12 protein-coding genes and 1 tRNA gene are annotated in these 13,330 nt (G+C 56.6%); 6 read left to right on the forward strand and 7 right to left on the reverse strand.

The genetic code is table 11. From position 1 onward, the window contains the following. Nucleotides 1–6: 6 nt before the first annotated feature. A complete protein-coding gene (locus NKG95_RS02810; protein WP_353039889.1) occupies nucleotides 7–2,013 on the reverse strand; it encodes an SIR2 family protein in 2,007 nt (668 codons plus the stop codon). 388 nt (nucleotides 2,014–2,401) lie between these two features. On the opposite strand from NKG95_RS02810, the gene NKG95_RS02815 reads away from it, so the two are divergent. After that, on the forward strand, nucleotides 2,402–3,601 hold the full coding sequence (locus NKG95_RS02815) for an AlbA family DNA-binding domain-containing protein (RefSeq protein ID WP_353039890.1): 1,200 nt from the start codon (nucleotides 2,402–2,404) through the stop codon (nucleotides 3,599–3,601). Between the two features lie 95 nt (nucleotides 3,602–3,696). Here NKG95_RS02815 and NKG95_RS02820 read toward each other — a convergent pair whose 3' ends face one another. The 5 genes from NKG95_RS02820 to NKG95_RS02840 all read right to left on the reverse strand — a co-directional run bounded on the left by NKG95_RS02820 (nucleotide 3,697) and on the right by NKG95_RS02840 (nucleotide 7,684). After that, nucleotides 3,697–5,013, reverse strand: coding sequence for a DUF4062 domain-containing protein (locus tag NKG95_RS02820; protein ID WP_353039891.1), 1,317 nt, complete (start codon nucleotides 5,011–5,013; stop codon nucleotides 3,697–3,699). 255 nt (nucleotides 5,014–5,268) lie between these two features. Then, complete coding sequence (locus NKG95_RS02825; RefSeq protein ID WP_353039892.1) at nucleotides 5,269–6,231, reverse strand: hypothetical protein; 963 nt, start codon at nucleotides 6,229–6,231, stop codon at nucleotides 5,269–5,271. Continuing rightward, complete coding sequence (locus NKG95_RS02830) at nucleotides 6,228–6,392, reverse strand: hypothetical protein (protein WP_292670728.1); 165 nt, start codon at nucleotides 6,390–6,392, stop codon at nucleotides 6,228–6,230. The genes NKG95_RS02825 and NKG95_RS02830 overlap by 4 nt, the downstream gene beginning before the upstream one ends. A 154-nt stretch (nucleotides 6,393–6,546) precedes the next feature. Continuing rightward, nucleotides 6,547–7,161 carry a hypothetical protein gene (locus NKG95_RS02835; RefSeq protein WP_353039893.1) on the reverse strand — a complete coding sequence of 205 codons (615 nt, stop codon included), beginning with the start codon at nucleotides 7,159–7,161 and terminating at the stop codon, nucleotides 6,547–6,549. A gap of 196 nt (nucleotides 7,162–7,357) precedes the next feature. Then, nucleotides 7,358–7,684 (reverse strand): DUF1294 domain-containing protein, encoded by a 327-nt coding sequence (locus tag NKG95_RS02840; RefSeq protein ID WP_353039894.1) that lies wholly within the window; start codon nucleotides 7,682–7,684, stop codon nucleotides 7,358–7,360. A 335-nt stretch (nucleotides 7,685–8,019) separates the two neighbouring features. Here NKG95_RS02840 and NKG95_RS02845 point away from each other — a divergent pair, with 335 nt between their 5' ends. From NKG95_RS02845 to NKG95_RS02855, 3 genes are read left to right on the forward strand one after another with little or no spacing between them, the layout of a single operon-like run. Further along, entirely contained in the window at nucleotides 8,020–8,388 is a 369-nt protein-coding gene (locus NKG95_RS02845) for a DUF3489 domain-containing protein (RefSeq protein WP_353039895.1), read from the forward strand. Nucleotides 8,389–8,391: 3 nt separating this feature from the next. Further along, the gene (locus tag NKG95_RS02850) at nucleotides 8,392–8,886 is read left to right on the forward strand and encodes a DUF2924 domain-containing protein (RefSeq protein ID WP_353039896.1); all 495 of its coding nucleotides are present in this window, start codon (nucleotides 8,392–8,394) and stop codon (nucleotides 8,884–8,886) included. Beyond that, nucleotides 8,883–10,568, forward strand: a complete 1,686-nt coding sequence (locus NKG95_RS02855; RefSeq protein ID WP_353039897.1) for a recombinase family protein — start codon at nucleotides 8,883–8,885, stop codon at nucleotides 10,566–10,568. Before NKG95_RS02850 ends, NKG95_RS02855 begins: the two co-directional genes overlap by 4 nt. Nucleotides 10,569–10,808: 240 nt before the next feature. Here the strand turns inward: NKG95_RS02855 and NKG95_RS02860 are convergent. Continuing rightward, nucleotides 10,809–10,873 (reverse strand) — tRNA-Arg (locus tag NKG95_RS02860). A gap of 158 nt (nucleotides 10,874–11,031) precedes the next feature. On the opposite strand from NKG95_RS02860, the gene NKG95_RS02865 reads away from it, so the two are divergent. Continuing rightward, complete coding sequence (locus NKG95_RS02865; RefSeq protein ID WP_353039898.1) at nucleotides 11,032–11,811, forward strand: Arm DNA-binding domain-containing protein; 780 nt, start codon at nucleotides 11,032–11,034, stop codon at nucleotides 11,809–11,811. Continuing rightward, entirely contained in the window at nucleotides 11,786–12,349 is a 564-nt protein-coding gene (locus NKG95_RS02870; RefSeq protein ID WP_353039899.1) for a tyrosine-type recombinase/integrase, read from the forward strand. The genes NKG95_RS02865 and NKG95_RS02870 overlap by 26 nt, the downstream gene beginning before the upstream one ends. Nucleotides 12,350–13,330 lie beyond the last annotated feature (981 nt).

Genomic DNA, 13,330 nt, shown 5'->3' on the forward strand with positions numbered 1-13,330 from the left:
TGAACTCTATTCTTCAATAGTTGTAAGCTTAGACTGCACAGAGCGTAACCCGTCGACGTCGTCGACCTCATGATAGATGTTCTCGGCTTCCCTGAGCAGCGCTCTTGCTTCGTCGCGAGCCGCGCGAGCGTCCTCAGGGTGCCGCTTGGCCGTTATCACGAAAACCTCCGCAAAGTTTTCGAGCGCACCAGCGTACTTCATGCCTGGCGTATTGCGCCTCGCAAAATCAATGACCTCCTGGAACAAGGCTTTGGCTTGGCGGAGGTTCGCCTTTGCTGTTCTCGGCCTCAGCTCCGCCAATTCCGTCAGCGCGCCAGCTAGGGCCTCCTTGCACTCCTTAGCTTTGATCACGTCCTCCAACGAGAGCACTGGTAGGGCCGCCTCGTAGGAGTTCCGAGCCTCGGTGAGCAGCTTGGCACGCCGCTGCTGGATCTCGCTCGTCCCCCCGTTGGCGTCGCGCTTTAGCCGTTCGGCTTTCTGTTGCATCACTTCTGCTCGGTAGTGCTCCATCAGCGCCCACTCTCGTGAACCGAGGGCAACGCGTGTCTGCGCGAGAGCTGCGCTGGCTGCGATTCTGTCGGCGAGTTCGGGGCGCTGATCGCCCTCGTCCGGCAGCCGATCGTATAGTTCCAGCCGCGCCTCGATAAGGTTTTTAGTATCTGATGCGAGCTTCGTACCTTCTAAACTGGCCAGCATTTGGAACTCTTCAATGGCGCGCTCGAGTATGCTCAGGTCCTGTTCAGGCATCGCTTTGAAAAGGTCGAAGAGGCTGGTAGCGTGCAACCGCAACTTGCGTTCGTGCGCCCTATAGTCGGCATCCGCGGCGATCTTTTCGGCCGCCTCCGAAAAGCGGTTTGCGGATCGCCTCTCCGTTGCCTCCATTTCCGCAGTGTCCTGCAACTCGCCATGCTTCACCGCGAACCGCACCCGGTCGGCATAGGCATCGATTAGCGCTTGGACGTCATCAGATGCGGTTGGTGGCGGTGCGATCTTTGCCTGCTGCTCGAGCACTGCTAGAGGCCGCTTGATCCAGCCCGGCGGCCCAACGCCGAGTTCGCCTAGTAGCTTGTTAAAGAAGTCATCGGAGTCCTGATCCAAAATGAAGTATTTGTACTCGCCTGTCTCGAGCAAATCCCGAGCTCGCTCTGAGAGGTTGGCGTAGTCTGACTCGTGCGCGACCCAGTAGACAACCATTCGCGGCAGCGACCGAGCTGCCTGCTGTAGGAGGCTCATGACACCCTCCTCGCCACCCGAGTAGCCGATCACGACTAGCACCGTGGTTTCCTTCAGTATGCTAAGCATCAGCGACTGGAGTCCTGCATCGTCTTCCGTCTCTCGCAGGGCGTCGTAGCTATTCCGCAGCTCATAGGTGTGCATCGAGCCGTGCACGTGGACAACCTGCGGCCATCGCGGCTTCGCCGAGATGCGGATGAGCGACTCAAGTCCGTCGGCCACCACTGGGATAATGCCTGTCCGGATGATGCCCTTCAGCACGAGCTGATCGAAGTTCGTCGTCAGCACCGTGTGGACGAAGCGCAGATTGACCAGCTCGCCCAAGCAAGCGTGTGACCAATTTAGCCCCAGCTTCTCTGTGTCGACCAAAGATGCGATGAGGGCGCGTTGGTGATTGGGATGTTTGATGTGCTCTGAGAAGACATAGCTGTATAGGTCAGCCCAGCGAGGGGCTCCGTCCTTTGGCATGAATCGCGCCGGGACGTGCCCCCCCTCGATCAGCGCGTTGAGCGCTTCCACTGCGTTGGAAGGCACAGGTGATCCGGCACGGACGGGATCAGCTGCGCGATAGTCGCGCTCGAGTGCGACGGAGGCTTCCCGAGCAATCTCAGACGCGAGCGGTATGCCGGCGCTTTTCGAGCATCCCGCCCCAACTAGGAACATTGCGGTCCCGCGACCCTCGCGCCTCACGTCCTCCGCTTCGCCGCCCTCGCGTTCGTCACCCGTACCTTTGGTCTGGTCGACGGCAAGGGGCGCTCGCGCGCGAAGGATATCCCGCACGAGGTCTGCAATCTCCCTAGGCTTCGGACCTCGACGATTAGTTCTACTCACCGGCTCCCCAACACCTCCGTAGACCTCCGTGCCTATCCGGCGTCTGCACGTCACTCATAGCCTTTTCATTCCGAAACATTACCACTTCACCCATCGTAGCAGGCTTGAGTCTAATTTAAATGCGATGGTACTTTCACAGTCTGTCCTGCAGCGCGGGAACGATGAGCTCGAACTCAGACATAGGGGTTGTAGTGGCCGTGGACTCCACGAGGTTTTCTCCTCCATAAAGGACAGGGCGGGCAAACAAGGATTGCGTTCGGCTGTCGCCACAATGTGCTGCTTCGAATTGCATGGCAGAGTCATGCAATTGATGGCAACGAGCAGATGGACATAGTTGATGACCTACTTTCGACCGCGCACAATTGACGACATTCTTGAGATGAAAGAGCGCGGTGATGCCGAAGGTGCCACGCTTGAATACAAATCGTCCAGGCTCTTCGAGCAGAAGAACGAAAAAATCTTCGAGACACTTTCGAAGGAATTGACAGCACTTGCAAACGCAATAGGTGGCATCCTTATCATCGGTATTGACGAAGACAACGAACGGCGAATTTTGGATGTTCGTCCGATTGAGGATCCATCCAAAAACGAAACGTGGCTTGAGGATGGTCTTTTGTCGCGCATTGCGCCAAGCCTGCAGATTTCGATTGAGCGCATCGACGTGGAAAGAGGGCACCTCCTTGTTCTTGACGTGCCTCCGTCGCGAAATGCTCCCCATCAGGCCGCCGACAAGCGCTTCTATGCGCGGCGTCTCTTTCGGATTGATCCGCTGCTCACCTTCGAAGTCGAGGATATCCGGCGAAGGGTCTCCAGTTTGTCGAGCGGGGCCAGCCTGTCGATCACCTTCCAGAGCGGAGGGGTCTCCTTCTCGATTAGGAATGAAGGACTCGGACATATTTTCGATGTTTCGATCCAGATTGCCGGTATCGAAAACGCGAATATCGCACAAGAATGGACGCCGGGGTTAGAAAGACCCTATACCGAGCCATTCCGCATCATTCATTCCGGTGAGACGAGAAACTTCCTTGGCGCCGGGTTTGAGTTCTTACGGGATCGTCTGGAGGATCGCATGGACGTTGAGCTCCGTTACACCGACGAGGACCGTAAGGAGCACCAGAAAACCTACACCTACTATCTCAAGGATTTTCACAGCACCTATGGGATCAAGTCGCCCAACGAAGAGGTTCTAGAGCAAGGCATTAAAAGGCTCGCGAACATCGAGCGGATCCTGTCGGATTTGTCACGCGATCTCAAAGTCATGCGCGAGAGCGCGTTTCATCCAACGGGGCTGAATTTTTCAAGGACGACACTTGCGGCTCTTTCCAAAAGTCCAGACATGAAGTGGCCGGGTCAGTTTCTTACGTTCCAGGCACTGGCCGAAATCCTGGAAATCGATATCGAGTCCGCGCTCACAGTTCAGAGCGAGCTCTTCGGCGCATCGCACTATCTAGGTGGAGTGAACAAACCTCTGCAGGACATTGATCTGCCGAACGACATTAAAGAACGGATTCGCCAGCGACTCATTCTACCAGGCTAGGGAGCTTCATGGGTCATGGCCTGCACCGTCCGCTGGAAGGCCTCTAAGGACTATGCGTGACGTTGCGGCTCTTCCAGCGGGCATCGACAACATGATCACGTCGATGTTGCGCTTGTCTGCCTGGTCTCTTTTTGGAACGTCAGCAGGAAATCGTTGGCGGTGCCAACACAACCCAATAGGCCAAAACGGCCGCGGATTATGTCGTCCATTGGATCGGGCGTGAGGGATAGATAGAGCCCTTTGCCGTTTCCGCGTCGCGTCAGGACTTTCCAGGCGTTTTCGTCTCTGAGCGAGTGGCCGACGACTACCACTGGCCGATCACTTATCGCGTCTGCGATTGTGTCCCAATACCGCCCGTTGGTACGCGTGCGGGCTGCGTCGTCTTCTGTTATTATGAGACTGCCAGGGCTCGCGATCGAACCGTCGACCTGAAAGATAATCAGGCTCGTGCCGTCACCCCTAGTGACTCCATTCGAATGGACTACCGTGTGGGAGATACCTGCCTCTGTTGCCGCACGTTCGAACAGGTCGTCGTAGTTTGTTGTAACGATGTGGCGAAAACTCGAGACCGCCGCGAGATGGCCGGGCGTCGGGACAACCCCCTGCACAACATCGAAAGCCTGGACAACCGTTCGTTCGAGTTCTCTTCGGCCAAAGCGCAACTGCAAGGCGGCCGCCACGTCCGCGAACCTGTGTCGCGCGAGGAGCTGATCGCCGCCCGCGCCAAGAGACAGACGCGCGCCGAAAAGTTCTATCATGACGGCCGCAGTCGGCAGCCCTGCGGGCGCTGAAACGCCGGCGCCGGCGAATAGCACGGCGTCGTGACCGACAAACCCAGCAGGAATCGATATATGGCTGAAGTCAGCCTTAGGCAGAGCTATGCTCGGCAAATTCTGTGGACGTGTACGCGCAGTAAGTTCTCTAAGTACTGAACCCTGAAAAAGGTCCAATAGGGAATCTGCGACCGATCGCCCAAGATCGTCGCTCCATTCGAATTCCTGCCGGAATCTACCGGTTCCCCAGTCAGCGATCTCGCGTCTGAAATTGTCGCGGGCCTTCGCGTCTGCCGTATCGCGCGGTGAATCGTACGTCAATCTTTTGAAAAATGGCAAGATCGGTAGGCCGATCGAGTGTGCGTGCATGACCTCCATGTGTGTGACCGATCTGCCCTCACCTGCACCAGGGCCAGAGTCGGGTATCCAACCGTATATCTCACCGCTGATCAGGATAAATAGATGGCTGCTATCGATCTCAGCACGAAGAACCTCCCAGCTTGTGCCTCCGTCAGGATGCATTCTCTCAGCATTCACTGGCTCCAAATTAAGCGCATTCAGCCTGCTGACAACCGCGCGGCGTGCATCGCCGAGATCTTTCATCGTACTGCTTACGAAAACTCGAAGTCTCGTGGACATGAGGGCCTCCTCTAGGCTCCTCCAGACACACAGGATTTGCTCCGCGTCAAGCTGTTCGGGTTACTCGTCACGATGCGGAACAGTAGCAAGCTGCTTGTTGTTCTCGACCGGCTAGACTAGCAGGACTTCATTGAGACGACTATTTGGCGCCCCGCGCGATGCGAGACGATTTGGCCGCAATCTACCAAGACGTGGGCTGGTCGGCGCTCGCCTCCCACTCCGGATCGGCGACGCGAGGGGCAGTCTGCGGGACAGTTACAGGCGGTGAATGTGAAGGCGCAGGTATCTTCGCACCAAATCGCGCGCCCGGTCTGAGGGAAGTGACGAAATCTCTGTTTTCATCGAGTGCATGAATGTGTTGCGGGCGGTCCTCACAGCCATGAACGATTCGACATCCTGTGACGCTGACAAGGGGCTCAGGGCGTTGGCTATGTTTCGAAACCGATAGGTCATCGCCGGCTCGGTTTTAGGTTGCTCCTCTGAAGGCTCATAGGTGTGCGCGAGTTTGTTGACCAGCACCTCCAGTGCGGTCCAAGCGGCCATAAACTTCAACAAACCATTGCCACTCTGCCTCGAGGACTCGTGCAAGAGCCGCGCTATGCTTTCCAAGTTAGGATTATTGCAGAGAGCACTGGCGAACTCATGAGCTTCCTGAGCATCCGACACAGTCATTGCTGCGAGTCGCTGAATCGAGGAGCTGACCCTCGGATGTACGTGGTAGATTCGCCGATTGGAGGCAGGGTCAATCGCAAAGCAGATTCCTTCAGCCAAATCCCGAAATGACGGCGAAACACTGCCTGGAAAAGCTAGCGAGATGCCACTGAGTGCGGCGCGTTGGAGGCTGTCTGCAGTTGAGCGTAGTGAATCGGCGTCGAAACCCATGTATGTCAAAAGCGTCCCATCAATTTCCTGGACTTCGTCAGGCTCTCGCTCCGCATAGATTTCAACCACGAGAAACACGTTTACGTCGCGGGCGAGACTACGGCGGTGTTCGGGTACGTGTGTGAAGGCCTCGGCAAGGGTGATAGGAGAAATGAAATGACTGGTCACCTTGATGCCGATCGCTTCCCGCACCACTACGGCTTCTTGATATTCTGCAATATCGGAGGTGAGAAAGGCTCTAGAGCCCTCCTTATTTGGCGAGACGATTACAATGGGGTCGCTGGGCAAACTATCAATTCCGCTTACTACAGCTGCTTTGATAAACTTAGTCCTCATTCAATGCTCCACCAGGAAAGAATGCCGCCGAGTGTCGCACATTTCTTGCCGCAGGCATCGATATCAAATTTCATGTGCTGACGAATTTTCTGGCTTAGCGTCCGTGAGCTGAGAATAACCGTGGCGAATGTTGGGCGCGGTCGCTGCTGCAATCGCAGCACCCGAATAGTCCACCGGCACGGCGATTGCCGAATGGCACATAATCGCCAAACGCACCCAAAGCAGACAGTCGGCTGACGGCCCAGCCCTTTCCGTCAGCATTGCGCAATTATGGTCAACGGTTGGCATTGGCCCCGATAGCTGTCGGCGATTTAATCAAATGGGTTCCATTTTCCTAAGTTCGGCGCCCAAGGTGACATCAACCATTTCCCGGGCATCGAATGCCGACATGCCCGATGCTATTAGATCGTGGAGCTCGTCCCTCATCCGAAGATGATGCTCGGGATATTTTCGAAGCGCCCGAGGCAGCCTAACTCCACCCCGAAATGCGTGCCTCACTCCATCACTTGTTTCCAGCCATTCGATGAAGGAGTCGGGTATGAACTGGAACTGTGAAGGTGCCTGCACCAGTTGCGGCGTTAGACAATGCCAATGCCCCCGCGTCTCTACAACCGAATGCAAGATGAGATCCGAACCGTAGATCAACCATCCGCAAACATGACGGCTCATCCGATCCGGATCGTTTGCCGCCTGTGCGAAGCAGTTTACATGGCAATCGTACGGAAGCATGCCAGCAGCCAACAACTGCTCTTCGGGCGCACGCCTGACAGTCACACGCGGTAGGGCGAGAACCTCCGCAAGGGTGTTCGCCTCCCATTCGGTCGATGGGAACGCCATTTGCTCAGCATTCCGCAAGGCTAGCTCGCCCAATTCTTTCTTTCGGAGCGTATTATTGGCCGTTGTGTCATTGCCCATGTCGCTGTCGATCAATTCCTAGTTAGTGGTTCCCTGTAAACCAGGGTTGCTAATGACGGAGATGGAGTGGGTTACAACAGCCTGAATGTTCGTCACCTTGCAAAGTCCGATTTGGTGAATATCCGTGGCGCTACCGCCTTCGACCTCAGCGTCCACTACTCGCGCGGCTGTTACCCCAAGCTGACGGCCCGCAATCGGCCCCGAATTCACCTCAGAATGTGAGGAATTGCCACAGCGTTTCGGGCGATCCCGTAACGACCAATCCCACTATAAGCGCGATTAGCACGAGGACTTGGAGCAGGACGATGCCAACGAGTCTGGAGCGGAACGGCTCCTTACGCGTCTTGTGCCGGATCGTTTGCTGCGCGATCACAGTCCCGATGCTACCGCCGATGATTGCGAGGTTCAGAAGCATCGACTCGGGAATGCGTTGCGAACTGTTCTCGGCTCTAGCCTTGTCTAACACCATGGCGGCGTATGCCAGCAAGTTTACTGCGACAACGTAGCCGATGACCCCGATTGCGAACTGCCCCGGCATGCGCCCTCCATCTTCTGCCAGTATAACCGAGGCCGGTTAAGCCAACGCGAATGACAGCGGGTCCAGCTATATGGGTTGTTTGAAACCTCATTCGATGGTGACCCGAAGGGCGGCTTTCGCCGATCGGGACCCAGAAGCGACCGTCCGTTCTCGGCACCACTGCGGTCATACGGGCGGCGGGAGAACAATCCCTTATTGTGCTGGACTTCCTTGGAGCGGCAAGCATTGCTGTCGGGGCTGGCAACATAGCCTGCGTCGGTTAAAGCCCGCCCAGTGCGGGCTCCTGTCAGTACAGGCATTGGACGGTCCGATGTCGGTATTGATGGAGAAAAGCAATGCGCACTACCGAAACTGACCAAGCGGCAAGCACTGGGGCCGGCGAGCCTGAGAACAATTCGCTTCAAGCGGCGGCGACCCCATCAAAGCGCGTTCGGAGGCAGGCAGCTGGGCATGCGGAAGTAGCGAATAAAGGTAAAAACCCCAAGCCTGCCGACACGAAGACGGACACCGTCTTGAAGAAGCTCCGGTTGGCCAAGGGTGCTACCATCGAGGCGTTGATGGAGGCGACCGGCTGGCAGCCTCATTCGGTGCGCGGCTTTCTCTCTGGGACTGTGAAGAAGAAACTGGGCTTTCCTCTACTCAGTGAAGTAGGCAAGGACGGTGTCCGGCGCTATCGGCTCGACAGCAAGGCCAAGGCTGTTTGAAGCATGATTATCGACCCAAAGCTTCAACAGGAGGTCGCCGCGCTCGGCGACCTCTCTCGCGATGAGCTCGTAGCACGGTGGAGCAAGACGTACGCATGCCCGCCACCGAGTGGCGTACGGCGCGAACTTCTAGTTAGAGCAGCAGCCTGGCATTTGCAGGCAAACAGGCTCGGTGGCTTGTCGATCGAGACAAAGAAGCGCCTCGCTGAAGCGGTGCGACAGGTTGGCATCAACGGATCAGGAAGCGCATCAGGCTCGGCGTCGGCGACTTCAAATGAGATGCATCGGGCTGACAAAAATACGGGTGCAGCTTCGAAGCCGCGTCGCTCCCTGTCCAAGGGTACCCGCATCCTGCGCGATTGGAACGGGAAGACCCACATTGTCGACGTGACCGCAGAAGGGTTTTTGTTTGAAGGGCAGCTTCATCGGTCTCTCTCCGCTATCGCCCGCAAGATCACCGGCGCCCACTGGTCCGGTCCGAGGTTCTTCGGGCTATGAGCAATCAGCAAAAACTGCGTTGTGCCGTCTACACGCGAAAGTCCACCGAAGAGGGCCTTGAGCAGGAGTTCAACTCACTTGATGCACAGCGCGAGGCATGCGTGGCCTTCATCGCCTCGCAAGTCGGTCTGGGCTGGAAACTCGTTCCCGACTTCTATGACGATGGCGGCATCTCCGGCGGGACGATGGAGAGGCCGGCCCTAAAACGCCTACTCCAAGACATTCGCGACAAGCGCATCGATGTGGTGGTCGTGTACAAGATCGATAGGCTCACGCGATCGCTGATGGACTTTTCCAAGATCGTTGAAACCTTCGATACTCACAGCGTGTCCTTTGTTTCTGTCACCCAGCAATTCAACACAACGACGTCCATGGGCAGGCTTACGCTCAACGTACTCCTCTCATTCGCTCAATTCGAGCGGGAAGTGACCGCAGAGCGTATCCGCGACAAGATCGCGGCATCTCGGAAGAAAGGCATATGGATGGGCGGTACCATTCCGCTCGGCTACCGTGCAGTTGACAAGAAGCTCGTGATTGATGAAGCGGCAGCGATAACCGTCCGAACGATTTTCCGGCGCTATTTGGAATCGAAGTCGGTGCTGGCCTTGGCCGATGAGTTTAATCAAAGCCAGACGGCTAACGGGCTTCCAGCATCGATCAGTCGCGGGCGACTTTATCACCTGCTTTCAAACCCCGTTTACATCGGCCAAGCTCGTCACAAAGACTCATGCTACGATGGCGCTCATGAGCCGATCGTACACGCGGAATTGTTTGCCTCAGTTCAGGCCCTTCTAAAGCAACAAGGGCCGAAACGCCGATCGCGATCGAATGCCCCGGATCTGCATTTGCTCACCGGGCTTGTCTTCGATGAGACTGGCGATAGGTTGAGTCCTGCCTATGCGAACAATCACGGCAAGCGCTATCGCTACTACATCTCGAACCGGCTGAAGGCCGCTCGGCGCAAAGACGACAGCGGCTGGAGAGTTCCTGCCGACGAATTGGAAGCGATCGTCGATCAGCAGGTGATTGCTTTGCTGAACGACAAATCGCGACTGGCTGAATCGATCGAGCAATACGCATCAAGGGATAAGATCGTGAGCGGTTTGAGCGAGGCAGATGCGCTCTTGAGCGACTCGCCACGATGTAATGCAAAACGTAGATCGATCGTCAAAACTGCGATCATCAGGATAACGCTCTCGCCCGAGATCATTGAGCTCGTGATCAATCCTGCCGTTTTGGTGAGTGTGATCCTACAATCACCGAGCAACGGACAATCCGATGCAACAAACTCCCAACGACCTGTCATTGCGTCAGAGATTCAGAGGATCACCGTCGCATGCCAGATTCAGAGGCGGGGGAATGAGGCGCGGTTGATCATTGGAGATCAGCCAAAGCGCGAAAGGGTTCCTGACCCGAGCCTCGTCAACCTGCTGGCCAGGTCGCACTCGATGTTGTCGGCACTCACTGATGGATCGGCTCGAAGCATTTCTGAAATCTCGAAAGCTACCGGCATCCACCGAGCCGACCTAAGTAAGGCGTTACCACTAGCCTTCCTTTCTCCGGCGATCGTGGGAGACATTTTGGCAGGCAATCAGCCTATCAGCCTAACCGCCAGGCGGCTCGCTCGGCTCGCCGATCTTCCGGTTGATTGGAACCAGCAGCAGTCCGTTCTAGGCTTTTAATCATCGCCTGCTCCCTTGCCGCTCTCTCCAGAAGCGGTCACATCGCCAATCTCTCTGCATCGGTCACAAAAACAATAGGGCACGGAAAACCGGTCAGAGAGACAGGCCTTGAAACTGAGCGGAACCAGAGACTGACCGGGGACTGTGAGCCCGGCAGATTAAGGGCAGCGCAGCCTAACCTGCGGAAATGTCGACCGAATTTCGAGCCAGTCGACACAGCCAATACTACCAGTGACTGAGTGGTGATCCCGACAGGAATCGAACCTGTGACCTACAGATTAGGAATTTGTCAGATCGCCTTTCCTGGTGTTTCCCAATGCCGCTCGTTGTACGATTGCGCTGGTTCTAACATGTTAAAGTTGTTGCTGTTTTCGTACTGCGCGACTATCATGGGGTAGACAAACCAACAGATCGAGCCAGATCGAACACGACGCAATTGCCGTACTAATCCCGTACTAATTTCATGACAGACCTTCGCCTCTCCCTCACCGACCGCGCCATCGAACGTCTCCAGCCGGCGTCTTCGGGCCAATATTTTGCTCGTGACACCGATCTGCCGGGCTTCATGGTGCTTGTGGGCAAACGGCAAAAGACATTCGTTGTCCAGGGTGAGCGAAGGAAGGCGGGCAAGCGGCTTTCCGTCCGAATGAAGGTTGCTGAGGTTGGTGAACTCACGACGCGCGCGGCGCGGAAGAAGGCGAAGGATATTCTTGGCAAGATCGCCAACGGCGTTGACCCTCGCGCGTCGACACGCAAGCCGGACGGCAATGTTGCAGCGGTTGATTTGCCATCGATTGCGAACCCCACGCTGCGCATTGCCTGGGAACGCTATCGCGACGGGCATATGAAGAACAAAGGCCGAAGCGGTGGGACGATCAACAACTATCGTGATCACGTCGAGCGGCTGTTGGCTGATTGGCTTGACGAGCCGCTTTCCAAGCTCGGCAACGATCCTTCCATCGTGACCGTGCGGCATGAGAAACTCACCAAGGAGAACGGCGCCTATATCGCCAAACGGGTGCATGCGAACGCTGCGCGCCGTCTACAATCATGCTCGCAGGGCCGCCCGCACGCTGCCAGCGGACAATCCGGTCTCAGCCATAGATTGGAATGCCGAACATCGGCGCAATACCGCGCTGGGGCTTTCGGACCTCGAGGACTGGTTCACCCAACTCACGGCATTGAAGAACCCAATTCGGCGGGAGTTGCATCTGTTCATGTTGCTCTCAGGCCATCGCCCTGAGGCGATCAGGAAGGCGAGGGTCGAGCATGTCGATTTTCGCGCACGTGTCCTGCACATACCCAGGCCGAAGGGCGGCGAGGTCAAGGCATTCGACATACCGCTTTCGCGAGCCATGATCCGCTGCCTGGTTCGAGTGATGCGCATTGGCCGGGCTCTCTATGGCGAACAATCGCGTGAATGGCTGTTCCCAGCCGAGAGCAAAAGCGGTCACATTATCGAGCATAAGGAAAAACGCAGCGATCTGTCGAAATGGGGGAATGACCTGCGGCAGACGTTCCGCACCATCGCCCAGGCCGCGGGCGTTGCGGAGCTGGACGTCCACCTTCTGATGAACCACTCGATCCCGGGTGTTAATGCAGGTTACATCACGCGCAACAAACTGCTGAGCGACCACCTGCGCCAGCAGCAGGAGGTCATCTCACGTCGGATGCTCGAAGCGGGGCAATCGCGACAGAAAGAAACGAAGCGCCGTAGATTCGCGTGGCCCGCACTTCCAAGCAGGCGCCTGCTTTCTGAACTGATGAGCGGGAAGGGTTAGGCGGCTTGCTGCCAATAATTCGCAAACGAGTTCGGGGGTTCGAGTCGGGAGAGGGATACCGTCAATACAGTGCGGCCACCGAATTCGTTTGCTGACGGGGCTTCTTAATCAGCGCAAATAAGTCCGACTCCGACCTCCGCAACCAGTTCCAGCATAAATCACTAATAGTCGCGATCTGATCAAAGCCCCGCCGGAAAAAACGGCAAGGCCTTTTCCACGGCAGGTTTGGCGAAGCGCGGAAGGGCACTCTGCCGCCCAGAGTAACCGGCCTGCACGGTGAAGACGAGAAGGACGCTCTTCCAAGCGCGGAGTTCGAATCCTCCCTCTCCGCCATAAGACATTGTTTTACATTGATAAAAATACAAGAATAGGTTGCGCGCCCGCCATAAAGCCCGCCTACCGAAAACGGCGTATTCGCGGCACGTCAGCTTACGACACAAATATGCGGGTTGATGCTTCAACCTGGTAGATGGCAGAGATCAACTTCGGCCTCGCTAAGCGAAGTCGTGGGATTCATGCGACAGCGGAATCAGGATACGCGACTAGCACCCCGTGCCGGGTCAACCTCGCCGTCGGGAAGTACCGACCGGTGCGGAACCAAGCGGATTCACGCTTGTCGGCAGCGGACGCCGGCGGTTGGCGGTCTGCACTCGAGCAGGTTCCCAATTAGCGAGACAAGCGTCCAGAGCGGAGGCCAATCTTGGCACGCGACTTCGCCAGCCTGAATGACCGCTCTCCTCGGCTTAGTCAAGCATACCTACGGAATGATGCGCCTGGCCGGTGACAAATGAATCTCTGCTGGACCGCCGATGATATGTGGAGGCGCTCGCAAATCGCGCCCTACGCGCGGGTTGATCGGTTGAACAACATCAAAGCTTGAATATGAGAAATGCGCTAACTGTGACGGCGGTGGTCACCGTGGCTCGAGTGTCAGCAGATGTGGTAAGGTTGAGTGTCGGCGAGTAGCAGAGGTCCAGCAAC

Origin of the sequence: Mesorhizobium sp. M1423 (genome assembly GCF_040317575.1) — a bacterium.
Taxonomy (GTDB): domain Bacteria; phylum Pseudomonadota; class Alphaproteobacteria; order Rhizobiales; family Rhizobiaceae; genus Mesorhizobium.

Excerpts from the sequence above, each read along its gene's own strand:
- NKG95_RS02865 (WP_353039898.1), top strand. The coding sequence starts at position 11,032 with ATGACAGACCTTCGCCTCTCCCTCACCGACCGCGCCATCGAACGTCTC.
- NKG95_RS02840 (WP_353039894.1), bottom strand. The coding sequence starts at position 7,684 with ATGCCGGGGCAGTTCGCAATCGGGGTCATCGGCTACGTTGTCGCAGTA.
- NKG95_RS02850 (WP_353039896.1), top strand. The coding sequence starts at position 8,392 with ATGATTATCGACCCAAAGCTTCAACAGGAGGTCGCCGCGCTCGGCGAC.
- NKG95_RS02845 (WP_353039895.1), top strand. The coding sequence starts at position 8,020 with ATGCGCACTACCGAAACTGACCAAGCGGCAAGCACTGGGGCCGGCGAG.
- NKG95_RS02815 (WP_353039890.1), top strand. The coding sequence starts at position 2,402 with ATGACCTACTTTCGACCGCGCACAATTGACGACATTCTTGAGATGAAA.
- NKG95_RS02820 (WP_353039891.1), bottom strand. The coding sequence starts at position 5,013 with ATGTCCACGAGACTTCGAGTTTTCGTAAGCAGTACGATGAAAGATCTC.
- NKG95_RS02825 (WP_353039892.1), bottom strand. The coding sequence starts at position 6,231 with ATGAGGACTAAGTTTATCAAAGCAGCTGTAGTAAGCGGAATTGATAGT.
- NKG95_RS02855 (WP_353039897.1), top strand. The coding sequence starts at position 8,883 with ATGAGCAATCAGCAAAAACTGCGTTGTGCCGTCTACACGCGAAAGTCC.
- NKG95_RS02870 (WP_353039899.1), top strand. The coding sequence starts at position 11,786 with ATGTTGCTCTCAGGCCATCGCCCTGAGGCGATCAGGAAGGCGAGGGTC.